Annotated in this window: 27 protein-coding genes; 11 read left to right on the top strand and 16 right to left on the bottom strand. The window is 70.4% G+C overall.

From position 1 onward, the window contains the following. Nucleotides 1-21: 21 nt before the first annotated feature. From MRAB57_RS04065 to MRAB57_RS04055, 3 genes are read left to right on the top strand one after another with little or no spacing between them, the layout of a single operon-like run. Nucleotides 22-1620, top strand: a complete 1599-nt coding sequence (locus MRAB57_RS04065) for a cytochrome c biogenesis protein ResB (RefSeq protein WP_077090375.1) — start codon at nucleotides 22-24, stop codon at nucleotides 1618-1620. After that, entirely contained in the window at nucleotides 1617-2594 is a 978-nt protein-coding gene (gene ccsB / locus MRAB57_RS04060; RefSeq protein WP_077086416.1) for a c-type cytochrome biogenesis protein CcsB, read from the top strand. Before MRAB57_RS04065 ends, ccsB begins: the two co-directional genes overlap by 4 nt. A gap of 39 nt (nucleotides 2595-2633) precedes the next feature. Continuing rightward, nucleotides 2634-3920, top strand: coding sequence for a MinD/ParA family ATP-binding protein (locus MRAB57_RS04055; RefSeq protein ID WP_077086415.1), 1287 nt, complete (start codon nucleotides 2634-2636; stop codon nucleotides 3918-3920). Nucleotides 3921-3927: 7 nt separating this feature from the next. On the opposite strand, the gene MRAB57_RS04050 is transcribed toward MRAB57_RS04055, so the two are convergent. Continuing rightward, nucleotides 3928-4089 (bottom strand): hypothetical protein, encoded by a 162-nt coding sequence (locus MRAB57_RS04050; RefSeq protein WP_108638044.1) that lies wholly within the window; start codon nucleotides 4087-4089, stop codon nucleotides 3928-3930. Nucleotides 4090-4133: 44 nt separating this feature from the next. Between MRAB57_RS04050 and MRAB57_RS04045 the strand changes: the two genes are divergently transcribed. Beyond that, complete coding sequence (locus MRAB57_RS04045; RefSeq protein WP_083743296.1) at nucleotides 4134-4505, top strand: DUF4229 domain-containing protein; 372 nt, start codon at nucleotides 4134-4136, stop codon at nucleotides 4503-4505. On the opposite strand, the gene MRAB57_RS04040 is transcribed toward MRAB57_RS04045, so the two are convergent. Next, nucleotides 4502-5509, bottom strand: a complete 1008-nt coding sequence (locus MRAB57_RS04040; RefSeq protein ID WP_077086414.1) for a beta-ketoacyl-ACP synthase III — start codon at nucleotides 5507-5509, stop codon at nucleotides 4502-4504. The genes MRAB57_RS04045 and MRAB57_RS04040 overlap by 4 nt on opposite strands. 90 nt (nucleotides 5510-5599) lie before the next feature. Next, nucleotides 5600-6478: a 1,4-dihydroxy-2-naphthoate polyprenyltransferase gene (locus tag MRAB57_RS04035; protein ID WP_077086413.1), complete on the bottom strand. Its 879-nt coding sequence runs from the start codon at nucleotides 6476-6478 to the stop codon at nucleotides 5600-5602. 74 nt (nucleotides 6479-6552) lie between these two features. Here MRAB57_RS04035 and MRAB57_RS04030 point away from each other — a divergent pair, with 74 nt between their 5' ends. Together MRAB57_RS04030 and MRAB57_RS04025 are read left to right on the top strand one after the other, a co-directional pair. Further along, the gene (locus MRAB57_RS04030) at nucleotides 6553-7329 is read left to right on the top strand and encodes an S-methyl-5'-thioadenosine phosphorylase (protein ID WP_216823768.1); all 777 of its coding nucleotides are present in this window, start codon (nucleotides 6553-6555) and stop codon (nucleotides 7327-7329) included. Beyond that, nucleotides 7326-8354: an NAD-dependent epimerase/dehydratase family protein gene (locus MRAB57_RS04025; RefSeq protein WP_077086411.1), complete on the top strand. Its 1029-nt coding sequence runs from the start codon at nucleotides 7326-7328 to the stop codon at nucleotides 8352-8354. Before MRAB57_RS04030 ends, MRAB57_RS04025 begins: the two co-directional genes overlap by 4 nt. 24 nt (nucleotides 8355-8378) lie before the next feature. On the opposite strand, the gene MRAB57_RS04020 is transcribed toward MRAB57_RS04025, so the two are convergent. Continuing rightward, on the bottom strand, nucleotides 8379-9914 hold the full coding sequence (locus MRAB57_RS04020) for a DUF7937 domain-containing protein (protein WP_245836058.1): 1536 nt from the start codon (nucleotides 9912-9914) through the stop codon (nucleotides 8379-8381). 403 nt (nucleotides 9915-10317) lie between these two features. Here MRAB57_RS04020 and MRAB57_RS28465 point away from each other — a divergent pair, with 403 nt between their 5' ends. The 3 genes from MRAB57_RS28465 to MRAB57_RS03995 are packed head-to-tail and all read left to right on the top strand — an operon-like array spanning nucleotide 10318 to nucleotide 13382. Next, a complete protein-coding gene (locus MRAB57_RS28465) occupies nucleotides 10318-12042 on the top strand; it encodes a DUF7159 family protein (protein WP_173813891.1) in 1725 nt (574 codons plus the stop codon). A gap of 24 nt (nucleotides 12043-12066) precedes the next feature. Beyond that, entirely contained in the window at nucleotides 12067-12723 is a 657-nt protein-coding gene (locus MRAB57_RS04000; protein WP_077086409.1) for a glycosyltransferase family 2 protein, read from the top strand. After that, on the top strand, nucleotides 12720-13382 hold the full coding sequence (locus MRAB57_RS03995; RefSeq protein WP_077086408.1) for a TIGR04282 family arsenosugar biosynthesis glycosyltransferase: 663 nt from the start codon (nucleotides 12720-12722) through the stop codon (nucleotides 13380-13382). Before MRAB57_RS04000 ends, MRAB57_RS03995 begins: the two co-directional genes overlap by 4 nt. A gap of 104 nt (nucleotides 13383-13486) precedes the next feature. Here MRAB57_RS03995 and MRAB57_RS03990 read toward each other — a convergent pair whose 3' ends face one another. The 11 genes from MRAB57_RS03990 to MRAB57_RS03940 form a co-directional block, all read right to left on the bottom strand. Then, complete coding sequence (locus MRAB57_RS03990) at nucleotides 13487-14737, bottom strand: APC family permease (RefSeq protein ID WP_077086407.1); 1251 nt, start codon at nucleotides 14735-14737, stop codon at nucleotides 13487-13489. 6 nt (nucleotides 14738-14743) lie between these two features. Further along, the gene (locus tag MRAB57_RS03985; protein ID WP_077086406.1) at nucleotides 14744-16096 is read right to left on the bottom strand and encodes a hypothetical protein; all 1353 of its coding nucleotides are present in this window, start codon (nucleotides 16094-16096) and stop codon (nucleotides 14744-14746) included. An 11-nt stretch (nucleotides 16097-16107) separates the two neighbouring features. Further along, nucleotides 16108-17178 (bottom strand): o-succinylbenzoate--CoA ligase, encoded by a 1071-nt coding sequence (gene menE, locus MRAB57_RS03980; protein ID WP_245836057.1) that lies wholly within the window; start codon nucleotides 17176-17178, stop codon nucleotides 16108-16110. 68 nt (nucleotides 17179-17246) lie between these two features. Next, nucleotides 17247-17570, bottom strand: a complete 324-nt coding sequence (locus tag MRAB57_RS03975) for a DUF3349 domain-containing protein (RefSeq protein ID WP_077086404.1) — start codon at nucleotides 17568-17570, stop codon at nucleotides 17247-17249. A 54-nt stretch (nucleotides 17571-17624) separates the two neighbouring features. After that, complete coding sequence (locus MRAB57_RS03970; protein WP_077086403.1) at nucleotides 17625-17924, bottom strand: hypothetical protein; 300 nt, start codon at nucleotides 17922-17924, stop codon at nucleotides 17625-17627. Beyond that, nucleotides 17921-19135: an inorganic phosphate transporter gene (locus MRAB57_RS03965; RefSeq protein WP_077086402.1), complete on the bottom strand. Its 1215-nt coding sequence runs from the start codon at nucleotides 19133-19135 to the stop codon at nucleotides 17921-17923. The genes MRAB57_RS03970 and MRAB57_RS03965 overlap by 4 nt, the downstream gene beginning before the upstream one ends. A 96-nt stretch (nucleotides 19136-19231) precedes the next feature. After that, entirely contained in the window at nucleotides 19232-19639 is a 408-nt protein-coding gene (locus MRAB57_RS03960; RefSeq protein ID WP_077086401.1) for a VOC family protein, read from the bottom strand. A 31-nt stretch (nucleotides 19640-19670) separates the two neighbouring features. Beyond that, nucleotides 19671-20564 (bottom strand): SDR family oxidoreductase, encoded by an 894-nt coding sequence (locus MRAB57_RS03955; protein WP_077086400.1) that lies wholly within the window; start codon nucleotides 20562-20564, stop codon nucleotides 19671-19673. Between the two features lie 31 nt (nucleotides 20565-20595). Continuing rightward, on the bottom strand, nucleotides 20596-21498 hold the full coding sequence (locus tag MRAB57_RS03950) for a 1,4-dihydroxy-2-naphthoyl-CoA synthase (protein WP_077086399.1): 903 nt from the start codon (nucleotides 21496-21498) through the stop codon (nucleotides 20596-20598). Nucleotides 21499-21511: 13 nt separating this feature from the next. Continuing rightward, nucleotides 21512-21961: a nitroreductase family deazaflavin-dependent oxidoreductase gene (locus MRAB57_RS03945; protein ID WP_077086398.1), complete on the bottom strand. Its 450-nt coding sequence runs from the start codon at nucleotides 21959-21961 to the stop codon at nucleotides 21512-21514. Nucleotides 21962-21995: 34 nt separating this feature from the next. Continuing rightward, on the bottom strand, nucleotides 21996-22877 hold the full coding sequence (locus MRAB57_RS03940; RefSeq protein ID WP_077086397.1) for an aldo/keto reductase: 882 nt from the start codon (nucleotides 22875-22877) through the stop codon (nucleotides 21996-21998). Nucleotides 22878-22959: 82 nt separating this feature from the next. Here MRAB57_RS03940 and MRAB57_RS03935 point away from each other — a divergent pair, with 82 nt between their 5' ends. Then, nucleotides 22960-23508 (top strand): TetR/AcrR family transcriptional regulator, encoded by a 549-nt coding sequence (locus tag MRAB57_RS03935; RefSeq protein WP_077086396.1) that lies wholly within the window; start codon nucleotides 22960-22962, stop codon nucleotides 23506-23508. Between the two features lie 71 nt (nucleotides 23509-23579). On the opposite strand, the gene fadD8 is transcribed toward MRAB57_RS03935, so the two are convergent. Further along, nucleotides 23580-25181 carry a fatty-acid--CoA ligase FadD8 gene (gene fadD8, locus MRAB57_RS03930; protein ID WP_077086395.1) on the bottom strand — a complete coding sequence of 534 codons (1602 nt, stop codon included), beginning with the start codon at nucleotides 25179-25181 and terminating at the stop codon, nucleotides 23580-23582. Nucleotides 25182-25314: 133 nt separating this feature from the next. On the opposite strand from fadD8, the gene MRAB57_RS03925 reads away from it, so the two are divergent. Next, nucleotides 25315-26919, top strand: coding sequence for an amidohydrolase (locus MRAB57_RS03925; protein ID WP_077086394.1), 1605 nt, complete (start codon nucleotides 25315-25317; stop codon nucleotides 26917-26919). Nucleotides 26920-26933: the final 14 nt, after the last annotated feature.

Raw genomic sequence — 26933 nt, 5'->3', positions numbered from 1 at the left:
ACCTGGCGCGCGCTGACGTCGATGGGTACCGCGCTGGTGCTGCTGTGTCTGCTCGCCCTCGGCGCGATACCCGGCGCGCTGTTGCCGCAGCGCAGCCTCAACGCCGGCAAGGTCGGCGAGTACCTGGCCGCCCACCCGACGATCGGCCCCTGGCTCGATCGGGTGCAGGCCTTCGACGTGTTCTCCAGCTTCTGGTTCACCGCCATCTACGTGCTGCTGTTCGTGTCCCTGGTCGGCTGCCTTACGCCGCGGATGATCGAGCACGCCCGCAGCCTGCGCGCCACCCCGGTGCCCGCCCCGCGCAACCTGAGCCGGCTGCCCAAGCACGCCAGCTCGGAGCTGGACCTGGTCGACGATGCCGACCTGAACGCGGTGGCCAACACCATCGCCGGCCGGCTGCACGGCTGGCGCACCGCGATTCGGCACGACGAAGCGACCGAGGCCGCCTCGGAAACGGTGGAGGTCTCCGCCGAGAAGGGCTACCTGCGGGAGTTCGGCAACATCGTCTTCCACTTCTCGTTGCTGGGCCTGCTGGTCGCGGTGGCCGTCGGCAAGCTGTTCGGCTACGAGGGCAACGTCATCGTCATCGCCGACAGCGGCCCGGGCTTCTGCTCGGCGTCGCCGGCGGCGTTCGACTCTTTCCGCGCCGGCAACACCGTCGACGGCACGTCGTTGCGCCCGATTTGCGTGCGGGTCAACGACTTTCAGGCGCACTACCTGCCGTCGGGCCAGGCCACGTCGTTCGCCGCGGACATCGACTATCAGGCCGGCCGCGACCTGAGTGCCAACAACTGGCGGCCCTACCGGCTGGAGGTCAACCACCCGCTGCGGGTCGGCGGCGACCGGATCTATCTGCAGGGCCACGGCTACGCGCCCACCTTCACGGTGACCTTCCCGGACGGGCAACAACGCACGTCGACGGTGCAGTGGCGGCCCGACAACCCGCAGACTCTGCTGTCGTCGGGGGTGGCGCGCATCGACCCGCCGGCGGGCAGCTACCCCAATGCCGCCGAGCGCCGCAACCACGAGATCGCGATCCAGGGCCTGCTGGCGCCCACCGCGCAGCTCGACGGCGCCCTGTTGTCGTCGCGGTTCCCCGCGCTCAACGCCCCCGCCGTGGCCGTCGACATCTACCGCGGCGACACCGGCCTGGACACCGGGCGGCCCCAGTCGCTGTTCACCCTCGACCCCCGCTTGATCGAGCAGGGCCGGCTGGTCAAGGAGAAGCGGGTCAACCTGCGGGCCGGCCAGGGGGTCCGGATCGACCAGGGCCCGGCGGCCGGGACCGTCGTCCGCTTCGACGGGGCGGTGCCGTTCGTCAACCTGCAGGTCTCCCACGACCCGGGCCAGGTCTGGGTGCTGGTCTTCGCGATCACGATGATGGGCGGGTTGCTGGTGTCGCTGCTGGTGCGGCGGCGCCGGGTGTGGGTACGCCTCACTCCGGTGACTGAACGCGCCGGCAAAGCGCCGGGTACGGTGAGCGTCGAGCTGGGCGGCTTGGCGCGCACCGACAATTCCGGGTGGGGCGACGAGTTCGAGAAGCTGACCGAGCGGCTGCTGGCCGACCTCGGCGACGAAACCTCAGCGCCCAGAAGGAGTTCTCAGGTGGACGTCACATGAACACCCTGCACGTCAACATCGGCCTGGCGCGCTACTCGGACTGGGCCTTCACCTCGGCCGTGGTGGCCCTGGTCGTCGCCCTGCTGCTGCTGGCGTTCGAGCTGGCCTACGTCGGCGCCCGCCGCGCCGATAACCGCGCTCAGGTGCTCGCGGGCGCCGTGACCGCAGACAGCGCCGCCCCCGGCATCGTCGAGGACGACGCCCACCGGCCCTTCGACGAACGCGTCGGGCGGGCCGGGCTGGCCGTGGTCTATCTCGGCATCGGGTTGCTGCTGACCTGCATCGTGCTGCGCGGCCTGGCCACCGTGCGGGTGCCCTGGGGCAACATGTACGAATTCATCAACCTGACCTGCATGTGCGGGTTGATCGCGGGGGCCGTCGTGCTGCGCCGCCCGCAGTACCGCCCGCTGTGGGTGTTCCTGCTGCTGCCGGTGCTGATCCTGCTCACGGTGTCCGGCCGCTGGCTCTACACCAACGCCGCGCCGGTGATGCCCGCCCTGCAGTCCTACTGGCTGCCTATCCACGTCTCGGTGGTCAGCCTGGGTTCGGGGGTGTTCCTGGTCGCCGGCATTTCGAGCATCCTGTTCCTGCTGCGGACGTCGAAGCTGGGCGACCCGGAAACACCTGGCGCGCTGGCCCGGATCGTGCAGCGGTTCCCGGACGCGCAGACCTTGGATCGCATCGCCTACCGCACCACGATCTTCGCGTTCCCGGTGTTCGGTTTCGGGGTGATCTTCGGCGCGATCTGGGCCGAGGAGGCGTGGGGCCGCTACTGGGGATGGGACCCCAAGGAAACTGTTTCGTTTATCGCGTGGGTGGTATATGCGGCATACCTACATGCCAGGTCAACCGCGGGATGGCGGGACAGGAAGGCCGCCTGGATCAACGTGGTGGGCTTCGTGGCGATGGTCTTCAATTTGTTCTTCGTTAATCTGGTGACGGTGGGCCTGCATTCGTATGCGGGCGTGGGGTGACAGTTAGCAACCGACCTGAGCAGTAAAAACAGGGGGGAAATGCACGTGTCTGACCAACAAACGAGCGGGGTGGGGGCGCCCGAGCATCCGACGACGGAGCTGCGCCCGCAAGAGCCTCAGCAGTCCGCCAAAGCACGCGAAGACGCGCCGACGCGCGCGTTCGCGGGCTTCCGCACCGAGCGTCGGGTCCCGGCGCCCGAGCAGCGGGAGTCGCCGCCGCCGACGGAAGCCCGTCCGGCCACCGGCATGCCGCCCTGGGACGCCACCCCGGTCACCGGGATTCCACGGGTCGACCCGACCGCGTACGGCGCCTACTACAACGGACCCGCCGATGCGCCGCAGCAGGAGACGCGGGCCCCGTATCGCCCCGAGTACCTGCCGCACACGCCGTACCCGGAGCTGTCGACCGGCATGCTGCTGCGCCCGATCAAGCCGCCGCCCTCGGAGGGCTGGCGCCGGTTGCTGTATCTGGCCTCCGGCCGGCTGATCAACCTGGGCGAGAGCCCCCGGGCCGCGCGCCACAACGACTTGGTGGCACAGGTCAACCGGCCGCTGCGGGGCAGCTACCGCATCGCGCTGCTGTCGCTGAAGGGCGGCGTCGGTAAGACCACGATCGCCGCGACGCTGGGCTCCACCTTCGCCGCTATCCGCGGCGACCGGGTGGTGGCCGTCGACGCCAACCCGGACCGCGGCACGCTGAGCCAAAAAATCCCGCTGGAGACAACGTCGACCGTGCGCCAGCTGCTGCACGACGCCGGAACCATCGAGCGCTACAGCGACGTCCGCCGCTACACCTCGAAGGGCCCGACCGGGCTGGAGGTCGTCGCATCCGAAACCGATCCCGCCATCTCGGAGGCGTTCAGCGCCGACGACTACACCCGCACGTGCGAGATCCTGGAGCGGTTCTACGGCCTGGTCCTGGCCGACTGTGGTCCCGGGCTGCTGCACTCGGCGATGTCGTCGGTGCTGGAGAACTCCGACGTGCTGATCGTGGTCGCCTCGGGCTCCATCGACGGCGCCCGCAGCGCCTCGGCCACGCTGGACTGGCTGGACGCGCACGGTCACGAGGCGCTGGTGCGCAACTCCATCGCGGTCATCAACGCGGTGCGGCCGCGGACCGGCAAGGTCGACATGAGCAAGGTCATCGATCACTTCTCGCGGCGCTGCCGCGCGGTGCGGTTGGTGCCCTACGACGCCCACCTCGACGAGGGCGCCGAGATCTCGCTCGAGCTGTTGCGCCGGGACACTCGCGAGGCGTTCATCGAGCTGGCCGCCGTTGTGGCCGAAGGGTTTCCGGGTGACCAGCCGAACTTGGGCGTCAGCTGATCGGGGTCTAGCGGGGGTTGTTGTCCCCGTGGCCTAACCGCCGCAGGAAATCTGGGTCGTCGTCGGGTCCGATCACCCGGCTCTTCGCCCGGTGGGACTGCGACCGCGCCGCGCGCCAGCCGATGTAGACGAGCGTCCCCAGAACCAGGACGATCAGCAGGTAGACCATCAACACCTCCTCTCACGAATATACGCGCGCCGTAGGCTCGACCTGTGTCAGAAGGCCCGAGGGACAACAGCACTGAGGACCAGGCCGCAGACGACGCCGGTGTCCGGGATCGGCTGCTCGTGGACGTGGGGTTGTACGCCGCCGCGCGGTTCGTTCTGGCGGCGGTGCTCGCGGGCGTGATCTACCTGGCGTCGCAGTTGCTCGGGGTCACGCAGTTCCCGATCGCCATCGCCGCCCTGTTCGGGCTGATCATCGCGATGCCCCTGGGCATCTGGGTGTTCGGCCCGCTGCGCCGCCGGGCCACGGCCAGCCTCGCGGTCGCCGGCGAACGCAGGCGCGCGGAGCGCGAACAACTGCAGGCGCGGCTGCGGGGCGAGACGCCCGAAACGGCCGACGAACCTGAGGACGAGTCTTAGCCGTTGGGCATCCGCACGACCTGAGCGGCGTAGCTCAGGCCCGCGCCGTATCCGATCAGCAGGGCCAGGTCGCCGCCCTTGGCCGCCCCGGTCGCCAGTAGCTCGGCCATCGCCAGGGGGATGGAAGCCGCCGACGTGTTGCCGGTGTGCTCGATGTCGTTGGCGACGACCGCGTCCGGGCGCAATTCCAGTTGCTTGGCCAGCACCTCGTTGATCCGGGAGTTGGCCTGATGCGGCACGAACACGTCGATCTCGTCGGGCCGAACGCCCGCGGCGTCCATCGCCTGCCGCCCGACCTTGCCCATCTCGAATGCCGCCCAACGGAACACGGCGCTGCCCTCGAGCCGCAGGAACGGGCGCGGACCGGTGGGCTCGTCCATGTAGTCGATCCAGTCGATGTCCTGACGGATCGCGTGCACCTGTTCGCCCTCGCTGCCCGCCACGGTCGGTCCGATGCCCTGCTCGGGCGTCTCGCCGACCACCACCGCGGCCGCCCCGTCGGCGAAGATGAAGCAGTTGCTGCGGTCGGTCATGTCGATCGTGGGGGACAGCTTCTCCGTCCCGACCACCAGCATCTTGGCTGCGCTGCCGCCCCGGATCATGTCCGCCGCGATGCCCACCGCATAGCCGAAGCCGGCGCACCCCGCGCCGACGTCGAACGCCGAGATGCCCGTCGCACCCAGGCCCGTCGCGACTTCGGGGGCGCACGGCGGGGTCTGCAGGAAGTGGGTGCTGGTCGCGACGATGACGCCGTCGATGTCGGCCGCCGTGAGCCCGGCCTTGGCGATCGCCTCCCGGCCCGCCTCGATCGCCATTGACGCGGCGGACTCGTCGCGGGCGGCGAAGCGGCGGGTCTTGATTCCGGTCCGGGAGTAGATCCACTCGTCGGAGGAGTCGATGGTCTGACAGAGCTCGTCGTTGGTGACCACCCGCTCGGGGCGGTAGGCCCCGACGCTGAGCAGTCCGATATTCCTGGGCCCGCTGGTCGCCAAGATCTGCTTCATTTCTCCAGCTAGCAGGGAAACGGCCCTGGAAGTCAATCCCTCGCTGTTATCGGGCCCGTCGCCGCGTGGTGATCCCGCGTTTGCTGCGCGCTACGCCGCGGGTGCCAGCGCCAGCGCCGCCGCCACCGCGATCGCCCACACCAGCATGGCCAGGCCGGTGTCGCGCAGCACCGGAATCAGCGCCGGCCCGCCGCCACCGGAGCGCACCGGACGCGCGCCGCGCAGCGCCAGCGGCGTGGCCACCAGCCCGACGGCGCACCAGGGCGTGGCGAGCAGCAACACCAGCGTCAGCACCCCGACGGTCGCCAGCAGCGCTTGGTAGAGCACCCGGGTGCGGGCATCGCCCAGGCGCACCGCCAGCGTGATCTTGCCCGACTGCGCATCGGTCGGGATGTCGCGGAGGTTGTTGGCCACCAGCACCGCCGACGACAGCGCCCCGATCCCGACGGCCAGTGCCAGGCCCACCCAGTCCACCCGCAACGCCTGGGTGTACTGCGTGCCGAGCACGGCGACCAGACCGAAGAACACGAACACCGCGACCTCGCCAAAACCCGCGTAGCCGTAGGGTTTCGACCCGCCGGTGTACAGCCACGCCCCGGCGATACAGGCGGCGCCGACCGCGATCAGCCAGGGCGCGCTCGCCAGCGCCAGCGCCAGGCCGGCCACCGCACCCACCGCCAGGCTGGTCACCGCGGCGGTCAGCACCGACCGCGGGGTCGCCAGCCGCGAGCCCACCAGCCGCATCGGGCCGGCCCGGTCGTCGTCGGTGCCCCGGATCCCGTCGGAGTAGTCGTTGGCGTAGTTGACGCCAACGATCAGCGCGAGCGCGACCGCCAGTGCCAGCAGGGCCTTCCACCACACGGCCGATCCCAGCCACGCCGCCGCGCCGGTGCCCGCGATGACCGGTGCCACCGCATTGGGCAGCGTCCGCGGGCGCGCACCCGAGATCCACTGCGCGAAATTGGCCATCGAACCATCCTGTCAGGATGTCGGCATCGCCCCGCACATGGGATCGCCCGCGGGCGATGGGAAACAATGGGTGGATGCTCGGGGTGATCGGCGGCAGCGGCTTCTACACGTTCTTCGACTCCGACGTCCGCAGCGTCACGGTGGACACCCCGTATGGCGAGCCCAGCGCCGCGGTCGCCGTCGGCACCATCGGCGAGCACGAGGTCGCATTCCTACCGCGGCACGGCGCCGGCCACGAGTTCTCGGCGCACACCGTGCCGTATCGGGCCAACATGTGGGCGCTGCGCAAGCTCGGGGTGCGACGGGTGTTCGCGCCGTGCGCGGTGGGCAGCCTGAACCCCGCGTACGGCCCGGGGGCGGTGGTGGTTCCCGATCAACTGGTGGATCGCACCAGGGGCCGCGCCGACACATACTTCGATTCCGGGGCCATCCACGTCGATTTCGCCGACCCCTATTGCCCGACGCTGCGCGGCGCGGCCACCGGCCTGCCCGACGTGGTCGACGGCGCGACGATGGTGGTGATCCAGGGGCCGCGGTTTTCCACCCGGGCCGAAAGCCAGTGGTTCGCCTCGGCCGGGTTCACTCTGGTCAACATGACCGGCTACCCGGAGGCGGTGCTGGCACGAGAACTCGAAATCTGCTATGCCGCAATCGCTTTGGTGACCGACCTGGACGCCGGTGTGGCCGCCGGCGAGGGGGTGAAGGCCGTCGACGTGTACGCCGAATTCGAAAAGAACATGGTGTCGTTCAAGACGCTGGTGGGCGAGGCGATCGGGCGGGTCGCCGTCGACCGCGACTGCCCGCATTGCCTGGCGCACACCGGCGTCACGCTGCCGTTCGAGCTGCCATGAGGGTGCTGCTGACCGGCGCGGCCGGCTTCATCGGTTCCCGGGTGGACGCGGCGCTGCGCGCGGCCGGCCACGAGGTGATCGGTGTCGACCTGCTGTTGCCTGCCGCCCACGGCCCAAACGCCGTGCTGCCCAACGGTTGCCGGCGAGTCGACCTTCGCGACGGCGAGGCGCTGGCACCGCTGCTGGACGGCGTCGACCTGGTGTGTCACCAGGCCGCGATGGTCGGTGCCGGGGTGGACGCCGCCGACGCGCCCGCCTACGGCGGCCACAACGATCTGGCCACCACGGTGCTCCTGGCGCAGATGTACGCCGCCGGCGTGCGGCGGCTGGTGCTGGCGTCGTCGATGGTGGTGTACGGGCAGGGCAACTACGCCTGCCCCGAGCACGGGCCGGTCGACCCGCTGCCGCGGCAGCGCGCCGATCTGGACGCCGGAGTGTTCGAGCACCGCTGCCCGCGCGGCGGCGAGGAGCTGTCGTGGCGGCTCGTCGACGAGGACGCGGCGCTGCGGCCGCGCAGCCTGTACGCGGCCAGCAAGACTGCGCAGGAGCACTACGCGCTGGCGTGGTCGGAGTCGACGGGCGGCTCGGTGCTGGCGCTGCGCTACCACAACGTCTACGGCCCCGGCATGCCGCGGGACACCCCCTATTCCGGGGTCGCGGCGATCTTCCGCTCGTCGCTGGAAAAGGGCGAACCGCCAAGGGTTTTCGAGGACGGCGGGCAGATGCGCGACTTCGTACACGTCGACGACGTGGCAGCGGCCAACCTGGCGGCCACCGAGCATTCGGACGGCTTCACCGCGGTCAACGTCTGCTCGGGGCGGCCCATCTCCATCCTGGAGGTGGCCACCGCGCTGTGCGAGGCGCGGGACAGCTCGCTGTCCCCGGTCGTCACCGGGCAGTACCGCAGCGGCGATGTCCGCCATATCGTCGCCGACCCCGGCCGGGCCGCGCAGGTGCTGGGTTTTCGCGCGGGGATCGACCCGCGCGCGGGCCTGCACGACTTCGCCTTCGCGCCACTGCGCTAAATCCCTGCGCGACTTGCGGTTACGTTAGTCGTTCGGGGGCCGGAAGATCTTCGGCTTCGGCACCGGTATCTGGCTGGTGGCCGAGTCGTCACCCCGGAACAGCCGGGGTGGGCCGGTCTGGATCCGGGTGGTCGTCGCGGCCGACGGCGGCGGAGTGCCCACCGGGATGCGCGTCGTCTCCTGGGCCTCCCGCGCGTGCGCGGCGGCGGGGGCGGCGGCCTTGCGGGCGACGCGGCGCTGTTGACGCCGCAGCCGGCGGCCGCTGAAGTGGCCGGTGATGATCGCCGCTGCGAGGATGCACACGCCCAGCACGCTCAGCGCGACGTCGAACAGGCTGGTGATCTGCTGGGCCAAATCGTTTCCGTAGACCGGGTTTTCGACCGGGCCGGTGGGCGGTTGGGCGAAGCGCGGAGCCAGCACGACGCCGATCACCACCCGCGCGACGCTGAGCGTCGCGACCAGCCCGCACAGCGACGACGTCAACCGCGCCGACATCGTCTGCTTGACGAGGTTGATGCGCAACCAGATCGCCAGGACCGCGGTCACCAGATCGAACGCGGCCAGCACCACGGTGTCGTACCGCGAGAACGGGTAGTTCAGCGTCACCGCGACGACGAGATCGTCGATGCGCATCGCCACCGAACCCAGGCACCATACGGCGATGAGCAGCAAGCCATTTCGGGCCGCCGCGCGCCACGCGTTCTCCTCGTTCGTCGAGGGGTGGCGCTGCCGGGCCAGGGCGCGCGGCGCGAAGATCGCGGCGGCCGCCGCCCACGCCAGGTAGCCCTCGAAGCCCACCCCGGCCGTCGAGGTGTTCTGCGCGATGCCATGGAACGCGTCGATGTCGCGGCCGACGGGCAGGGCCCACACGACGATCCCGGCGATCAGGGTCGAGATCCCGAGGGCGACGGTGTCCAGCCGGGAGCCCGGGGACTTGCGCAGCAGCCAGCGCGACGCGACGAACACGGCGATCAGCGCGACGATGCCATAGACCACGGCGGTGGCGATGACCGCGATGTTCTGGTCGCCGAACCCGGTTGAGCCGTCCGCGTTCTGGACGGCGTAGCGGATCCGCCAGTACAGGTTGAACCCGAAGCTGGCGATCGCGCCCAAAATCGACGCGTAGCCGATGATCCGGGCCGACCGCGTCCACCGGTCGAACCCGGGCTCCTCCGCGGCCGCGCCGGTGAGCGAGGGTTGCGCGCTCAGCAGCGCACCGGCCACGCCCAGCCACGCTCCCGGCCCGACGCCGCCCGGCACGGTCACGGTGCCGCCGAACCGGACGGTCTCGTACGCGTCGAAGCAGACGAACGCGAGGACCAGCAGCAGGTAGGGGACGTTGAGCCAGAACCGCAGGCCGCCGGCCGGTCGCCGGGAAGCGCCCAGCGCGACCGAGATCAGGGAAAGCACCGTCACACCGAGCAGCACCCAGAACAGGATCATGCTGCTGTCCGGGATCCCGATGCCGAAGTACAGGTTCCACGGCAGCAGCAGGGCGACGATCAGCAACGCGGCCGACGTCAGCGCGACCGCGATGGTCCACCGCCGGGGCGGCTGCACGGCCGCTACGGCCCCGGCCGGCTCGTGGGCGCGGCCTGTGTCAAGCGTAGGAGTCTGCTGTGCGTGGCCGCCGGTGATGGGGCCGGTCGGTGCATCGTCGCTGCTCTGACTCACGGTTACCCCCGGGTATCGAGGACGGTTAAGGGCCGGGCAATTTCGCGTGTGTAGGGAGGGAACCCCCTGCCGCCACGACTGCGTTGCTTACTTGGAAACATAATCTCCGTTCGGACGACGCGTCGGTGGCTAACAAGGTCCGGCTCCGCAGACTCGGTTTCGCGCCGCGGTTTGCGAACCCGGTTACGCTGCGCTCGTAGGCGAACGTTGATTATCAGTGCCGTCGGTATCGCAGTGTAGTGATGCCGGAAGATGCTGGTCTGGGGTGGCCAGCCGAAGGAGAGCCGGGATGGACGTCGTTTTGGGGGTTGCGGTCACCGGCCCCATTGCGCGCTTGGCCCTTGTCGGAACGGGCGCGGAGGCAACCGCCGTTATCGACCAGTCCGTCGTCGACCTGGCTAACGACCCCATCGAGCAACTTCGGGAGACGGTCGTCGGCACCAATCGGTTGTTGGCCGGCGAGAACCATCGGTTGGTCGGCACTCGGGTGTGCTGGACCGACCATCCCCAGGCCGACCAGCTGCGCCGCGCGCTGGAGGATTCCGGGGTCCACAACGTCGCGGTGCTTTCGGAGTCGCAGGCCGTCAAGGCCCTGATGCGCGCGGCCGGTCGGCCGGGCAGCGCCCTGTTGTTCGACGACGCGACGGCCACGCTCTCGCTGGTGGATTCGGCCGAGGCGGACGACGACGCGCCGCCCACGCTGCTGGCCCAGGGGTCGGTGACCGCCGACGCGACGGCCGCGCTGGACACGATGATGGCCAGGATCGGCGAGGCGCCCGACGCCCCGCAGGATGTCCTGCTGGTCGGCGCGTCCGGTGATCTCGACCGGGTCGCCGAGCAGCTGCGCGAGTCGTCGACGATGCGCGTGCAGATCCCCGAGGACCCGACGTTCGCGTTGGCTCGCGGCGCCGCGATGGCGGCGGCCGCGCTGGGCCCAGATGCGACGGCCATGGCCCCGGCGCTCGGGCTGACCGGCGACGAGACGGCGATGGCCCCGGCGGCCGGGCTGGATCCGGATGCGACGACGATCGTGCCGGCCGAGGCGCAGGCGGCCGACGCGCAGCTGGCCTATTCGCTGGCCGCCGAGGACGAGGCCGATCTGCCGCCGGGCGATCTCGACGAGTTCGACGACTACTACGATTCCGAAGCCGAGACCGGCCCGCTGAAGCTGAGCAGGCGCTCGCTGCTGGTGGGCAACGCGGTCATCGCGTTCGCGGTGATCGGCGTCGCGTCGCTGGCCGTCGCGGTGGCCGTCGCCGTCCGCCCGACCGCGAGCGCGGAACCCGTGATCGGGCACCAGAACGCCGCCCCCGGCAAGTTCATGCCGCTGCTGCCGACCCAGCAGCAGGCGCCGGTGCCGCCGCCCTCGATCGACGCGCCCAACGCGGGATACCAGGGCGGCACGATCCCGGCCCCGGCCGCACCGCCAGCCCCGGTCGCTCCGATCACGCCGGGCGCCCCGGGCGTGCCGGGCGCTCCCGGTTTCGTGCCCAACCCGAATCCGCTTGTGCCGATTCCGGTTCCGATCATCGTTCCGTATCCCGGCTGGCGCCCGCAGCCGCCGCCCTACTGGCCGCCGTACTACCCGACGACGCCGACCTGGACGACTCCGACCACTCCGACGACGCCGACCACAACGACCACGATTCCGACGACGACGACCACGATTCCGACTACGACGTCCACGCCGACGACTTCGTCGACTCCGACGACGACGCAGACCACTCCGACCACCGAGACGACACAAACGACCACCCCGCATACGTCCTCGTCGACGCCGACCACGACGGTCGCCCCGACGACGACGCAGTACACGCCGCTCACGCCGACCACGACCGTCGCGCCCACGACGGTGCCGACGACGGCCGCCCCGACGACGGTCGCGCCGACCACCAAGGCGCCGACGCAGCCGACGGTGGCTCCGACGCAGCCGACGATCACGGCGCCGCACACGCAGGCGACGGTTCCCAAGCCGGTCGTCCCGCAGCAGCCGCACTCCCACAGCGGATTCTGACCGCGGCTGTCTAGGGTCAAGGGCGTGCCCGACGAACTCGTCACGGTGGTGCTGCCCTGTTTGAACGAGGCGGAGTCGCTGCCGGCGGTGCTGGCGGCCATTCCGGCCGGCTATCGAGCGCTGGTGGTCGACAACAACAGCACCGACGACACCGCGGCGGTGGCCGCGCGGCACGGCGCGGAGGTGGTCGCCGAGCCGCGGCCCGGGTATGGCGCGGCCGTGCACGCGGGGGTGGTCGCCGCGACGACGCCGATCGTTGCGGTCATCGACGCCGACGGCTCGATGGACCCCGCCGAGCTGCCGCGGCTGGTGGCCGCGCTGCAGCAGGGCGTCGACCTGGTGGTGGGCCGCCGCAGCCCGGTGCCCGGCCTGCACTGGCCGTGGGTCGCCCGGGTCGGCACGGTGGTGATGAGCTGGCGGCTGCGCACCCGGCACGGGCTGCCGGTACACGACGTCGCCCCGATGCGGGTGACCCGCCGCGAAGCCCTGCTCAATCTTGGTGTGGTCGACCGGCGTTCGGGGTATCCGCTGGAACTGTTGGTGCGTGCGGCGGCCGCCGGCTGGCGCGTCGAGGAGTTCGACGTCAGCTACGGCCCACGAACGGGTGGGGTGTCCAAGGTCAGCGGTTCGCTGCGCGGCAGCGTCACGGCGATCCTGGACTTCTGGAAGGTGATCTCATGAACGGTCTGCCGGTGACGGTGCTGGTGGTCGCCAAGGCACCCGAACCCGGCCGGGCCAAGACGCGGCTGGCCGCGACGGTCGGCGATCTACTCGCCGCCGAGATCGCCGCCGCCGCGCTGCTGGACACCCTCGACGCCGTGGTGGAAGCGCCCGTCGCATCCCGGGTGGTGGCGCTCACCGGCGATCTGGACGCCGCCGCGGGCGCCCCGCAGATCCGCCACGGGCTCGAGCCGTTCACGGTGATCGAGCAGCGCGGCGACAGCTTCGCCGACCGGCTCGCCAACGCCCACGCCGATTCGGCCGGCGGCTATCCGGTGCTGCAGATCGGGATGGACACACCCCAGGTCTCCGCGGAGCTGCTGGCCGATTGTGCGCGCCGACTGCTGCAGGCGCCCGCGGTGCTCGGGCCGGCCAGCGACGGGGGATGGTGGCTACTCGGGGTGCGCGTGCCCGCGATGACCGAATGCCTGCGCGACGTTCCGATGTCTCAGGCCGACACCGGCGAGCTCACGTTAAAGGCATTGCGCGACAACGGTGTTGGCGTCGAGCAGGTGGAGCAGCTGGCGGACTTCGACTTCGCCGACGACGTCGCCGCGGTGCGTGACGCCTGCGGCCCGGACAGCCGCTTCGCGCGGATCACCCGCGCCGCCGGACTCTAGCCGCGGGCTTCCAGCCTTGGCGTCCGGCGTGCGGCGCGGGAGTTGAATGTGCGTCCTGGGCGCAAAATCGCCGAATTCCCGCCGTGGCCGCACACTCGACGCCGTCAGGCGCGGCGCCGTAAAAGCATTGCGCGACCGGCGATTCCGACCGCGAACACGGCCAGGCCGGCGACCGCCGACTGCCACGGCAGGGTGGCGACCAGGAGCAGGCAGCCGCCCAGGCCGCAGGCGCTGAGGACGCGGCGCCGCAGCGCGCCGCGGGCAGCCGGCAGCGTGAAGGCGGCGGCGTTCGCGATCGCGTAGTAGATCAGCACCCCGAACGACGAAAAACCGATCACGCCGCGCAGGTCGACGATGGCCACCAGCGCGCAGACGACGGCGCCAAGCGTGATCTCCGCGCGGTGCGGCACGTGATACCGCGGATGCACGGCGGCCAGCCACTCGGGCAGATCGCGATGACGCGACATCGCCAGCGTGGTGCGGCCCAGCCCGGCGATCAACGCCAGCAACGCGCCCATGCTGGCCAGCGCGGCCCCGACCGTGATTACCGGCACCAGGGCTGGGTGCCCGGCGGCCCGGACCGCCTCGGTCAGCGGCGCCGCGGCGTGGGCCAGGCGGTCGGGGCCCGCGGCCGCCAACGCGGCCACGGCGACCACCAGATAGATCGCGACCGCGATCGCCAGGGCGAGCGAAATCGCCCGCGGGATCGTGCGCGCGGGGTCGCGCACCTCTTCGCCCATCGTCGCGATCCGGGCATAGCCGGCAAACGCGAAGAACAGCAGCCCGGCCGACTGCAGGATGCCATAGCCGCCGCCGCTCAACGACAGCTGTGGCGGCTCCGGCCTGCCCATCGCGATGCCCACCACCGCCGCGGTCAGCGCAATCAGCGTGCATACCAACAGGATTCGGGCCAGCGCCGCCGTTTTGGTGACGCCGCGGTAGTTCACCGAGGTCAGCAACAGCACGGCTGCGATCGCGACGGCCCGCTGCGCCCACACCGCCGCCCCGGGCACCGCATAGGCGGCGACGGTCAGCGCCATGGCCGCACACGACGCGGTCTTGCCGACCACGAATCCCCATCCGGCGATGAACCCCCACCACTCACCGAGGCGTTCGCGCCCGTAGTTGTACGTCCCGCCCGACACCGGATACACCGCGGCGAGTTGCGCCGACGCGGTGGCGTTGCAGTAGGCGATCGCCGCAGCCAGCGCGAGCCCGATCAACAGGCCTGCGCCGGCGGCCCGCGCGGCCGGGCCGAACGCCGAGAACACCCCGGCGCCGATCATTGACCCCAGCCCGATCACCACGGCGTCGGTGGTGTTGAGTCGGCGCGCCAGACCCGGCTGATCGGTCATACCCGGCTACCAGTTCGTCACCAAGGCGGTGTTGATCGCTAGCGCACCAATGGCGTTGAGCGCCAACCATATCCGGTGCGACCGCACCGGCAGCAGCGCGGGCGCCGCGGTGAGCCAGACGGTGAACGGCAGCCAGATCCGTTCCACCTCAGCCTTGCTCAGCATGCTCAGGTCCGCGCAGGCGATGGCGATCAGCATCGCCAGCAGCAGCAGGTGCAACCCGGAGCGCGCACGGATGGCGGTCCGGTCGAACGCCCGGGTGAGGCCCGCGACGCTACCCAGCCCGATCGCGCACACCACGCAGGCCAGGTTGGCCCACCACCAGTACTGGAACGGCCGGTCGTTGGCGATGCCCTGCCAATAGCGTTGCTGCACAAGCGTATAGCCGTCGAACCAGAAGAACCCGGCGACCGTGAAGCACGCCGCCACGGCCAGTGCGGCCAGGGCCGCCGGCCCGAAAACCCGCAGTGCGCTGCGTAATCCGGGGGCGGACACCAGGATCGCCAGCGCCGGAAGGCCCAGCAGGCCCAGGCCGTAATTGAGGAAGACCGCCCAGCCGAGCAGCAGGCCCGCCGCGGCGGCCGTCAGCCACGCGAACCGGGCGCGGCCGTGCACCGCGACGGCCAGCAGTGCCAGCCCCCAGGCCGCGACCCCGGCGAAGTAGCCGTCCGCCGAGACCGCCACCCAGATGGCCGTCGGCGCCACCGCGACGAACGGCGCGGCCCGCCTCGCCGTCTGCTCATTGGCCAGCGCGCGCACGCCAACCAGCACGGCGGCCGCCGCGCTGGACCCGGCCAGCAGGCACAGCAGACCGGCCCAGGCGCCGCCATGCAGACCGAGGCGGTCGAGCCACACGAACGTCAGCAGCGCACCCGGCGGGTGCCCCGACACGTGCGTCACCCAGGAGTTCGGCTGGAAGTCCAGGATCCGGCTGGAGAACGAGCGCAGCGCCGCCGGGATGTCGGTGATGCCCGGCACCTGCGATACGTACTCGTCCCGCGTCGTCAGCCGACCGGCGAAGCCGCGCTGCCAGCCGTCGATCATCGCCAGGGCGAAGGCCCAGGCGCAGGCCACCGCCCAGCTGCTCAGTGTCAGCGCGCGCCACGAAAGACGTTGTGCCACTAGGGGTCCCCACAATACCGCCGCCGCGGCGATGAGCAGCGCGGGCACCGTCCCCCAGCTGGCGTGGATTTCCCAGGCGGCGAACAGCGGGGCCGCCTCGGCATGGGTAGCGAACCGTTCCGGGCCGATGTCGAGCCGCGGCCTGACGCCCCAGTCCAGCGACGGGAGCAGCACGGCGGCGGCCACCAGGACAAGCGCGCCGGTGGCCGCGGCGATCTCGCGGCGAGCGACTCTCACGAGTGTCCAGCCTATTGATCGTCGGCGAAGCGGCGCGCCAGGACCGCGCGGTCCACCTTGCCGATTCCGCGCCGCGGCAGCGCGTCGAGGACGTGCAGCTCGCGGGGGGCCGCGGTGACGTCCAGCGTGCGGCCGACGTGCGCGCGCAGCGCCTCCAGCGTCGGCGCCGTACACCCGTCGCGCACCACGATCACGGCCACCACCCGCTGTCCCAACCGGTCATCGGCGACGCCGATGACCGCGCAGTCACCGACGGCGGGATGGCTGCCCAGCGCCGCCTCGACCGGCTGCGGAAGCACCGTCAACCCGCCCGTGCTGATCGCGTCGTCGGCACGGCCCAGCACGGTCAGCACGCCGGAGTCGAGCGCGCCCACGTCGCTGGTGCGGAACCAGCCCGGCTCGGCGAACGGGTCGGGGTCCACCGGGTTGCGGTAGCCCGTGGCCAGCGTCGAACCGCCGATCACGATGCGCCCGCCATCAACCCGCAGGGCTACCCCGTCCAGCGCGACGCCGTCGTAGACGCAGCCGCCCGCGGTCTCGCTCATCCCGTAGGTGCGGACCACCGCGATGCCGGCGGCCGCCGCGGCGTCGAGGACCGGTCGCGGGGCGGGGCCGCCGCCGAGCAGCACGGCGTCCAGTTCGGCCAGCGCGGCCGCCGCGGCTGGGTCGGCGAGGGCCTTGGCGAGCTGGGCCGCGACCAACGACGTGTACCGGCGGCCGGTGCCCAGCGCGCGGACGGCGGCGGGCAGTTCGGCGGCGTCAAACCCGTGGGAAACATCGATCTCTACCGGCGTCGAGCCGGCGACCAGGCTGCGCACCAGCACCTGGATTCCGGCGATGTGGTGTGGCGGCAGCACCAGCAGCCAGCTGCCCGGGCCGCCGAGGCGTTCGTGGGTTGCGCGCGCGCTGGCGGTCAGCGCCGCGGCGGTCAGCAGGGCACCCTTAGGCGCACCGGTGGTTCCCGACGTCGTCGCCACCAGGGCCACGTCGTCGTCGATGGCCTCGCCCACCCGCAGCGTGGGCAGCTCGGCCTCGTCACCGGGCGCCACCGCGACCAGCGCGGGTTCGCGGCCGTCGAGCACCCGCTCGAGGGCGGGCAAGAGTACTGCGGTGGCGGAGCCGGGTGCGACGCGCAGCGCACGCAGAACAGCTATGCGCGCGCCTCGCCGCCGGGCAGGTCGTGCTCGTCGTCGTGCGGGTCGTCCAGCGGCCAGCCCTGGGCGGCCAACCGGCTCCGCACCCGCTCGACGTCCTCTTCGGACGGGAGCTCGTCGGTGAGTTTGCTGATCACCACGCCGATGTCGATCGTGTCGAAATCGCCGCGCTGCATCAGCTCATTGGCCACGAGCTTGACCTCATCATTGGACAGCCGGTTGGCGAGCAGGGCCAGCAGCGCAAAGGAGTCCGTCGGAGGAATGCCTTCGGGGTACCCCGCGCGCAACCACGAGACCACCGAAGTAAGGAATCGGTTCACTTAGATCAACTCCGCCCAGGGGCTCGGTAGTTCGGGGTGGACGACGACTCGATGCTACTTAAGCCTGGCCCCAAGGAAGGGGTAGCCGGTGTGGTGCGCGATGAAGTCACGGGCGATGAACAGCACGCCGAAAACGATCACCGTGACGACCAGCGCGTAGATCAGCCAGGCGAGGCCCGAGAGCACCGGGTTCGGCTGCGACGTGCGGCCGTCGGCGCCGGCGCCTCCGGCGCCGAGAGCCTGCAGCCGGATCCCGACGGCGAACAGCCCCGGCAGGAACGCGCCGGCCAACATGCTGAACAGCAGGATCTTCAGGGTCGCTTCGTAGTTGAACCACGCGGCCAGCTGATTCATGAGGGACTCCCGGCGCTCACAGTGTCATCGCCGACCCGGGGGTCGTTGCTGCCGGGTGGCTTCTGTTCATCAGCGTCAAGTCCGGCGGTCAGGTCGCCCTTCCAATCGTCGTTGACGTTGTTCTGGTCGACCTTGTTCTTGCGCGACCGCTGGTAGATGACGGCCGAGACGGCAACGAGCAGACCGAAGCCGACGATGGCGCCGGGGTACCCGCCGATGTAGTGCACGATCCAGTAGGTGATCGCCCCGACCAGCCCGGCCAGCGGAAGCGTGACGAGCCACGCGACCGCCATCCGTCCGGCCACGCCCCAGCGCACCTCGCCGCCGGGCTTGCCCAGCCCGCTGCCCATCACCGAACCGGTGCAGACCTGGGTGGTCGACAGCGCGTAGCCGAAGTGAGCCGACAGCAGAATGACTGCGGCCGAAGATGACTCGGCGGCCATGCCCTGCGGCGACGTGATTTCGACGAGGCCCTTGCCGAGGGTGCGGATGATCCGCCAGCCGCCCAGGTAGGTACCTGTGGCCATCGCCAGCGCGCAGGCCACGATGACCCACATCGGCGGCACCGCGGCGCTCTTGCTGACCGACCCGTAGGACATCAGCGCCAGGAAGATGATGCCCATCGTCTTCTGGGCGTCGTTGGTGCCGTGCGCCAGCGAGACCAGCGACGCCGAGCCGATCTGGCCGCGCCGGAACCCGGCCTCGGTGCGCTCCTTCTGCAGGCCGCGGGTGATCCGGAAGACCGCCCAGGTTGCGCAGGCGCCGACGAGCAGGGCCACGAACACCGACGCGACCGCCGGGATGATCGCCTTGGACATCACGCCCGACCAGATCACCCCGTGCGCGCCCACGGCCGCGATGGTGGCACCGACGATGCCGCCGATCAGCGCGTGCGACGAGCTCGACGGGATGCCGAGTAGCCAGGTCAGCAGGTTCCAGACGACGCCGCCGACCAGGCCGGCGAACACCAGTTCCAGCGAGACGATGCTCGAGTCGATGAGGCCCTTGGCGATCGTCGCCGCGACGGTGGTGGACAGGAACGCGCCCACCAGGTTGAGCACCGCGGAGAGTGCGACGGCCGCCTTGGGCTTGAGCGCACCGCTGGCGATGGAGGTGGCCATCGCGTTGGCGGTGTCGTGGAAGCCGTTGGTGAAATCGAAAGCGAGTGCCGTGACTACGACGATGATCAAGAGGAACAGTTGTATGTCCACAAGCCCTGATTCTGGTGGTAGGAGGAACTTATTGTCGAACGCACACACGCGGAAACGCAGGTTAGCTAGGAATCGTCGCCAGATGTTACCTGTCAGTTAACCGGAGTTTCCCTCCTGTTCACCTCGGGTGTCGCGGCGCAAAGGATGCTCCGGCGGCACCTCGACGAAGATCAGCGTCAGGCCATCCGGATCGGTCACGTGCATCTCTTTCAACCCCCACGGTTCGCGCCGCGCTTCGCGGGCAATGTGCACTCCGCGGCCTGTCAATTCGGCTTGGGCGGCCTCGATGTCGCGGACCTGGAGCCACAACGCGCCGGGGAAGGCAGCCTGGGCGCGGTCGGGCTCGCCGTAGCCGGCCAGCTCCAGCAGCGACTGCCCCGCGAAAAAGACTGTGCCAGCGCCGTAATCGCGCCAGATCGCCAGGCCGATCTCGTCGCGGTAGAAGGCTAGCGACCGCTGATAGTCCGACGGCCGCAGCAGCATCCGGCTGGCCAGGATCTCCATACGGTCGTGTCTACCACGTGGTGCGCTTCGGCTATTCGGCCGCGCGATTCGGTTGCAGGTTCTGGCGCTGCATGATCGTGTTCACGAAGCGGGGCCCGACGGTGTCCAGTGCCCTCGCCGCGATCGCCATCCGCGGCGCGATGCGCACCGGCCGGGTACGGGCGGCCGTGACCATCCACTCGGCGGCCTCGTCGGACGTCAGCGCCGGCAGCCCGTCGTAGGCCTTTGTCGGCTCGATCATCGGGGTGGCGACCAACGGGTAGTACAGCGTCGTCGAATGCACGCCGCGTTGACCCCACTCGGTTTCGGCGACCCGGCTCACCGCCGACAGGGCCGCTTTAGACGCGTTGTAGGGCGCGAACAGCGGCGAGGCCTCCGACAGCACCCCCCACGTCGAGACGTTGATGATGTGGCCGTCGCCGCGATCCAGCATGCCCGGCGCGAACCCGCGCATCAGCCGCAGCGGCGAGTAGTAGTTGAGGACCATGGTTCGCTCGACGTCGTGCCAGCGGTCCAGCGACTCGGCCAGCGGCCGGCGGATGGACCGGCCGGCGTTGTTGATCAGGATGTCGATTCCGCCCAGCCGCTTTTCGACGTCGGCGACCAGCGCGTCCACGGCGTCCATGTCCGAGACGTCGCAGGGGATCGCGATGGCCTCGCCGCCGGCCTGGGTTATGCGGTCGGCCAGGGCGTCCAGCAGCTCCTGACGGCGGGCGACGACCACCACGGTGGCGCCGTGCTCGGCCAGCCGTTCGGCCCCGGCTTCGCCGATGCCCGACGACGCGCCGGTCAGCAGGATTCGCTTCCCCTCGAGGTCGATCGGCTTGATCGCGGGCCGGTTGACCAGCACTTGCGGTGACATGGGCGGCCGCATGCTGGCCAGGATGACCTGGTCGGCGAGGCGGCGAAGCGGACTCTTGCTCACGGGCCGAAGTCTAGGCGGCGGCGGTTTGCCCCTAGAAATAGCGCGGGAAGGGACTCCAGTCCGGGTCGCGCTTCTCCAGGAACGCGTCGCGGCCCTCGACGGCCTCGTCGGTCATGTAGGCCAGCCGGGTGGCCTCGCCCGCGAACAGCTGTTGGCCCACCAGGCCGTCGTCGAGCAGGTTGAACGCGAACTTCAGCATCCGTTGCGCCTGGGGCGATTTGGCGTTGATCTCGCGCGCCCACTGGATGCCGGTGCGTTCCAGCTCAACGTGATCGACCACCTCGTTGACCGCGCCCATGTGGTGCATCTGCTCGGCGGTGTACGGGCGGCCCAGGAAAAAGACCTCGCGGGCGAACTTCTGGCCGACCTGACGGGCCAGGTACGCGCTGCCGTAGCCGCCGTCGAAGCTGCCGACGTCGGCGTCGGTCTGCTTGAACCGGGCGTGCTCGCGGCTGGCCAGGGTGAGGTCGCAGACCACGTGCAGGCTGTGCCCGCCGCCGGCGGCCCAGCCGTTGACCAGACAGATGACCACCTTGGGCATGAAGCGGATCAGCCGTTGCACCTCGAGGATGTGCAGCCGCCCGGCGCGGGCCGCGTCGACGGTGTCCGCGGTCTCGCCGGAGGCGTACTGATAGCCGGAGCGCCCGCGGATACGCTGATCGCCGCCCGAGCAGAACGCCCAGCCGCCGTCCTTGGGCGACGGCCCGTTGCCGGTCAGCAGCACCACGCCGACGTCCGAGGACATCCGGGCGTGGTCGAGGACGCGGTACAGCTCGTCGACGGTGTGCGGCCGAAACGCGTTGCGCACCTCGGGGCGGTCGAACGCTACCCGCACCGTCGCGTCGTCGACGTGCCGGTGATAGGTGATGTCGGTCAGATCGCCGAATCCGTCGACCGGCTTCCACTGATCGGCGTGAAAAGGATTGTCACTCAATGTCTTTGCACTCCTATACCGGGTCCAGGCGGAACACTGCGCAGCGGCCCGCAAGGGCTTCGAACTCGTCGGGACTGCCCTCGGTGACGAGCCCGGATCGCTTCATGAACCCCACGCCCGTGGGCACCTCTTTGGGGAACAGCCGCAGGATCGGCCGCGCATCCGCCGCGGACAACTCCGCCATCCGCACCCGCTTCGAGTGCCGGCCGCGGGCGATGGTCACCTGGTCGGCGGCCCGGACGTTGGCCACCCAGTCGGCACCCGGAAACCCGGCCACCACATACTCTTTGCCCTCGACCGTCATCGGCGTCACCGGCGTCGACCGATCCCGCCCGGACTTGCGGCCCTGCACCGTCAGCACGACGGGGCTCTCGCCGCCGAAACTCATTCCCAGCCGCGACATTCGGATGAACACCTTGTTGGCCGGCTTCAGCCACCATGGCGGCCGCACCGGTTTGGTCATGCCAGCGACGTTACTCGGGGACGTGCGCGGACCGTCAGGTTGCCACCGCGTCCAAGCGCGCGACGGCGTCGGCGCTCAAGGTGATGTCGCCGGCGCCGATGTTCTCGTCGAGGTGCGCGGCCGACCCGGTGCCCGGAATTAGCAGCGTGCTCGGCGCATGGGCCAGCAGCCACGCCAGCCCGACTTGGGCTGGGGTAGCACCGATTTCGCCGGCCACCTCGATCACCACCGGGTGATCGACGACCTTGGGGAACCCCGGTATCGCCGACCCGAGCGGGAAGTACGGCACCCACGCGATGCCCTCGGCCTCGCACAATTCCAGCGCGTCTTCCTGCTCGCGGTCCAGCAGGCTGTAGGGGTTCTGCACGCAGACGATCCCGACGGGCAGCGCCCGGCGCACCACGTCGGCCGGCACGCTGCTGACACCGATTGCGCCGATCTTGCCCTCGTCGCGCAGCGCGATCATCTCGGCGAGCTGGTCGTCGAGATCGACGAGCTGGTCGCCCTCGGCACCCACGCCAATGCCGACGTCCATGCGCCGCAGGTTGACCACCGGCACGCAGTCGAGGCCGAGCTGGCTCAGGTCGCTTTCGACGGCCGCGCGCAGCTCGGCGGGCCGTTGCGCGGCGGCCAGGGGTATCGGTCGTTCGCCGGTGAATCGCGCCCCGACCTTGCTGACGATGACGAGATCGTCGGGGTAGGGGGCCAGCGCCGCGCGGATCCGGCGGTTCACCTCGCCGGGGCCATAGAACGACGCGGTGTCGATGTGGTTGACGCCGAGCTCGACGGCCCGGCGCAAGACCGCGACCGCGTCGGTTTCGGAGGGCTCGAAGAGTTGCATCGCGCCGTAACCGACGCGGGCGACCGTCGAGGAACCGATGCGGCCGACACCGCCGGGTTGTGGCTTGTCCGTCATGGTGCTTCCCTCCGTACACTGGGAAATGCGGAGGACCCTCCGCTTGTCCCCCCGAGCCTAGCAGAAACGGAGGAACCTCCGCTTGGTCGAACCGGTTCGCTCCGATGCGCGCCGCAACCGCGAGAAGCTCCTCGAGGTGGCGACCGCGGCGTTCGCGTCCGCGCAGGGGCGCCCGGTGTCGCTGGAATCGATCGCGCGCGACGCCGGCGTCGGCATCGGCACGCTGTATCGCCATTTCCCCAGCCGCGAGGCGCTCGTCGAGGCGGTGTTCCGCGCCGAGCTCGCCGAGGTGGCCGCGGCGGCCGGGCAGCTGCTACAACGGCATACGCCCCGAATTGCCTTGCGGCGCTGGATGGATCGATACGCGAGCTTCGTCGCCGCCAAGCGGGGGATGGCCGAGTCGTTGCACGCGATCTTCGAGTCGGGCGCCATGGAGGCCAGCCAGACGCGCGACAGCATCGTCGGCGCGGTGGACATGCTGCTGCGGGCCGGGGCCGACGACGAAACCCTGCGCGCCGACGTGCAGGCCGACGACGTGGTCGGCAGCCTGATCGGGATCTTCCTGACGACCGGCTCACCCGAGCAGACCGGCCGCATGCTCGACCTGCTGGCGGCCGGCGTCGCTACCTAGTAGGCCGAGCGTGACTGCACCGTCACGCTGGGCCTCGACCGTGACTGCAGCGTCACGTTCGGTGCACAGACCTAACCGACGGCGCGGCCGGCGCCCTCCCAGAACCGCGCCCGCACGGCCTTCTTGTCCGGCTTGCCGAGGCCGGTCAGCGGCAGCGCGTCGACGATCTCGATCCGCTTGGGCGACTGGACCGAGCCCTTGCGTTCCTTGACCGCGGACTGGATCTCGGCGGTCATCGCCTCGATCGCGGCGTCGTCGCGCGGGGCATCGGAGCGCAGCACCACGACGGCGGTGACGGCCTCGCCCCACTTGTCGTCCGGGGTGCCGACCACGCACACCTGCGCGACGGCCGCGTGCTCGGCGATGACGTCCTCGACCTCGCGGGGGAACACGTTGAAGCCGCCCGTGACGATCATGTCCTTGACGCGGTCGACGATGAAGAAGAAACCGTCATCGTCCTCGCGGGCCATGTCACCGGTGTGCAGCCAGCCGTCCTTGAAGGTGTCGGCCGTCGCCTCCGGCAGATTCCAGTAGCCGCCGGCCAGCAGCGGCCCGCTGACGCAGATCTCGCCGGGCTCGCCCTGCGGCACCGGCTTGCCGTCCTCGCCCAGCAGCGCCACCCGCGCGAACAGCGTCGGGCGCCCACAGGAGGTCAGTCGCTTCTCGTCGTGGTCGGCCTTGGCCAGATACGTGATCGCCATCGGCGCCTCGGACTGCCCGTAGTACTGGGCGAAGATCGGGCCGAACCGTCGGATCGCCTCGGCCAGCCGCACCGGGTTCATCGCCGAAGCCCCGTAGTAGACGGTCTCCAGCGACGACAGGTCGCGGGTGTGCGAATCCGGGTGGTCCATCAGCGCGTAGAGCATCGACGGCACCAGCATGGTAGCCGTAATCTTTTGCTCCTCAATGGTTTTCAGCACCTCGGCGGGATCGAACTTGCTCAGCACCACCATCTCGCCGCCCTTGACGACCGTCGGGGTGAAGAATGCCGCGCCGGCGTGCGACAGCGGGGTGCACATCAAAAACCGCGGGCTCTCCGGCCATTCCCATTCGGAGAGCTGGATCTGCGTCATCGCGGCGATGTTGCCGGTGGTGCCCATCACGCCCTTGGGCTTGCCGGTGGTGCCGCCGGTGTAGGCCATGCCGCCGATGTGGTCGGGCGCCAGCTCGGCGACCGCCAGCGGCTTGGGCTCGTACTTGGCCGCCTCGGCCGACAGGTCGACCGCCACGCCGTTGAGCGCCTCGGGCACCGGCCCGATGGTGAGGATCTGCTTGAGCGAGTCGACCTTCTCCAGCAGCCCCAGCGCGCGCTCGACGAACGCCGGGTTGGGGTCGACGATCAGGGAGGTGGCGCCGCAGTCAGACAGCACGTAGGCGTGGTCGTCCAGCGAGCCCAGCGGGTGCAGCGCGGTGCGCCGGTAGCCCTGGGTCTGGCCGGCGCCGAGGATCATCAGCACCTCGGGACGGTTCAGCGAGAGCAGCCCCACGGTGACGCCGGTGCCGGCGCCCAGCGCCTCGAACGCCTGGGTGTACTGGCTGACCCGCTCGGCGAGCTGACCGCCGGTCAGCGTGGTGTCGCCGAGGAAGAGCACCGGCTTGTCCTTGTGGCGCTTGAGCGCGCCCACCAGTAAGTGGCCGTTGTGGGTCGGATGGCGCAGCAACTCGTCACTCATGTGGCAAGACTAGAACGTGTTGCAATTCCTGTCTGCCACCCCCTCGAATAGCGCCCGCAGACTGGGCCTGACTTGTGGCGACCCGCTTCGTCCGGCTTCGCCGCACTTGCGATCGCCACTAGGCTTTTAGCCCATGGCCGATGCAGACCTCGTCATCACCGGAACCGTATTGACCGTCGACGCCTCTCGGCCCACGGCCGAGGCGCTCGCCATCGCCGACGGCCGGATCGTCGCCGTCGGCGATCGGTCCGAGATCGAGGCCTTCATCGGCCCGGCCACCGAAACCGTCGACATCGGTGACGGCTGCGTGATGCCGGGATTCATTGAGGCGCACGGCCATCCGTTGATGGAGGCCGTCGCGCTCTCGGACCGGATCATCGACATCCGCCCGGTCACCATCCGCAAGCCCGACGACGTGGTGGCCGCGGTCCGCCAGGAGGTCGCGCGGCGGGGGACCGACGGCGCCTACCTCAACGGCTGGGACGCGCTGCTGCAGACCGGCCTGCCCGATCCGACGCTGAGCTGGCTGGACGGCGTCGCGCCGGACGGCCCGCTGGTCATCATCCACAATTCCGGGCACAAGGCCTTTTTCAACTCGCACGCCGCCCGGCTGCACGGGCTGACCCGCGACACCCCGGACCCCAAGGGCGCCAAATACGGCCGCGACGCCAACGGCGAACTCGACGGCACCGCCGAGGAGATCGCCGCGGTGTTCCCGCTGCTCGGCGGGGCCATCGACGGCACCAACTACCCGGCGATGCTGCTCGCCGAGTGCACCCGGCTCAACCGGGCCGGGCTGACCACCTGTTCGGAGATGGCCTACGACCCGAACTTCGGGCCGTTGGTCGCCCGCATGCACGGGCAGCTCACCGTCCGGCTGCGCACCTACGAGGTGTCCAACCCGAAGATGGCCACCGACGCCGCGCCCGGCCAGGGCGACGACCTGGTGCGCCAGGTCGGCATCAAGATCTGGGTCGACGGCTCGCCCTGGATCGGCAACATCGCGCTGTCGTTTCCCTACCTGGACACCGAGGCCACCCGCTCCATCGGCATCCCAAAGGGGTCGTGCGGCTGCGCCAACTACACCGCCGAGCAGCTGCGCGAGATCGTCGCCGCCTACTACCCGCGGGGCTGGCAGATGGCCTGCCATGTGCAGGGCGACGCCGGCGTGGACACCATCCTCGACGTGTACGAGGAGGCGCTGCGCGCCAACCCGCGCGACGATCACCGGCTGCGCCTCGAGCACGTCGGCGCCATCCGGCCCGAGCAGCTGCAGCGCGCCCACGACCTCGGCGTCACGTGCAGCATCTTCGTCGACCAGATCCACTACTGGGGCGATGTCATCGTCGACGGCCTGTTCGGCGAGGAACGCGGATCTCGTTGGATGCCAGCAGGTTCCGCGGTCGCCACCGGCATGCGCATCTCGCTGCACAACGACCCGCCCGTCACGCCCGAGGAGCCGCTGCGCAACATCAGCGTCGCCGTGACCCGGACCGCGCCCAGCGGCCGGGTGCTGGCGCCCGAGGAGCGGCTGACGGTCGAGCAGGCGATTCGCGCGCAGACCATCGACGCGGCGTGGCAGCTGTTCGCCGACGACGTGATCGGCTCGCTGGAGGTCGGCAAGTACGCGGACCTGGTGGTGCTGTCGGCCGACCCGCGCGCGGTGCCGCCCGAGCAGATCGCCGACCTCGAGGTGCGCGCGACGTATCTGGCGGGCCGCCGGGTCCACGGCGCGTGACGCCGGCGCTCGCG

The sequence above is a fragment of the Mycobacterium rhizamassiliense genome, from assembly GCF_900157375.1.
Taxonomy (GTDB): domain Bacteria; phylum Actinomycetota; class Actinomycetes; order Mycobacteriales; family Mycobacteriaceae; genus Mycobacterium; species Mycobacterium rhizamassiliense.
The sequence above is the reverse complement of the archived record's forward strand: the minus strand, read 5'-3'. Positions and strand labels throughout refer to the sequence as shown.

Excerpts from the sequence above, each read along its gene's own strand:
- MRAB57_RS04065 (WP_077090375.1), top strand. The coding sequence starts at position 22 with ATGGGTACCGCGCTGGTGCTGCTGTGTCTGCTCGCCCTCGGCGCGATA.
- ccsB (WP_077086416.1), top strand. The coding sequence starts at position 1,617 with ATGAACACCCTGCACGTCAACATCGGCCTGGCGCGCTACTCGGACTGG.
- MRAB57_RS04055 (WP_077086415.1), top strand. The coding sequence starts at position 2,634 with ATGCACGTGTCTGACCAACAAACGAGCGGGGTGGGGGCGCCCGAGCAT.
- MRAB57_RS04050 (WP_108638044.1), bottom strand. The coding sequence starts at position 4,089 with ATGGTCTACCTGCTGATCGTCCTGGTTCTGGGGACGCTCGTCTACATC.
- MRAB57_RS04040 (WP_077086414.1), bottom strand. The coding sequence starts at position 5,509 with ATGAAGCAGATCTTGGCGACCAGCGGGCCCAGGAATATCGGACTGCTC.
- MRAB57_RS04035 (WP_077086413.1), bottom strand. The coding sequence starts at position 6,478 with ATGGCCAATTTCGCGCAGTGGATCTCGGGTGCGCGCCCGCGGACGCTG.
- MRAB57_RS04030 (WP_216823768.1), top strand. The coding sequence starts at position 6,553 with ATGCTCGGGGTGATCGGCGGCAGCGGCTTCTACACGTTCTTCGACTCC.
- MRAB57_RS04025 (WP_077086411.1), top strand. The coding sequence starts at position 7,326 with ATGAGGGTGCTGCTGACCGGCGCGGCCGGCTTCATCGGTTCCCGGGTG.
- MRAB57_RS28465 (WP_173813891.1), top strand. The coding sequence starts at position 10,318 with ATGGACGTCGTTTTGGGGGTTGCGGTCACCGGCCCCATTGCGCGCTTG.
- MRAB57_RS03995 (WP_077086408.1), top strand. The coding sequence starts at position 12,720 with ATGAACGGTCTGCCGGTGACGGTGCTGGTGGTCGCCAAGGCACCCGAA.
- MRAB57_RS03990 (WP_077086407.1), bottom strand. The coding sequence starts at position 14,737 with ATGACCGATCAGCCGGGTCTGGCGCGCCGACTCAACACCACCGACGCC.
- MRAB57_RS03970 (WP_077086403.1), bottom strand. The coding sequence starts at position 17,924 with ATGAATCAGCTGGCCGCGTGGTTCAACTACGAAGCGACCCTGAAGATC.
- MRAB57_RS03960 (WP_077086401.1), bottom strand. The coding sequence starts at position 19,639 with ATGGAGATCCTGGCCAGCCGGATGCTGCTGCGGCCGTCGGACTATCAG.
- MRAB57_RS03945 (WP_077086398.1), bottom strand. The coding sequence starts at position 21,961 with ATGACCAAACCGGTGCGGCCGCCATGGTGGCTGAAGCCGGCCAACAAG.
- MRAB57_RS03940 (WP_077086397.1), bottom strand. The coding sequence starts at position 22,877 with ATGACGGACAAGCCACAACCCGGCGGTGTCGGCCGCATCGGTTCCTCG.
- fadD8 (WP_077086395.1), bottom strand. The coding sequence starts at position 25,181 with ATGAGTGACGAGTTGCTGCGCCATCCGACCCACAACGGCCACTTACTG.
- MRAB57_RS03925 (WP_077086394.1), top strand. The coding sequence starts at position 25,315 with ATGGCCGATGCAGACCTCGTCATCACCGGAACCGTATTGACCGTCGAC.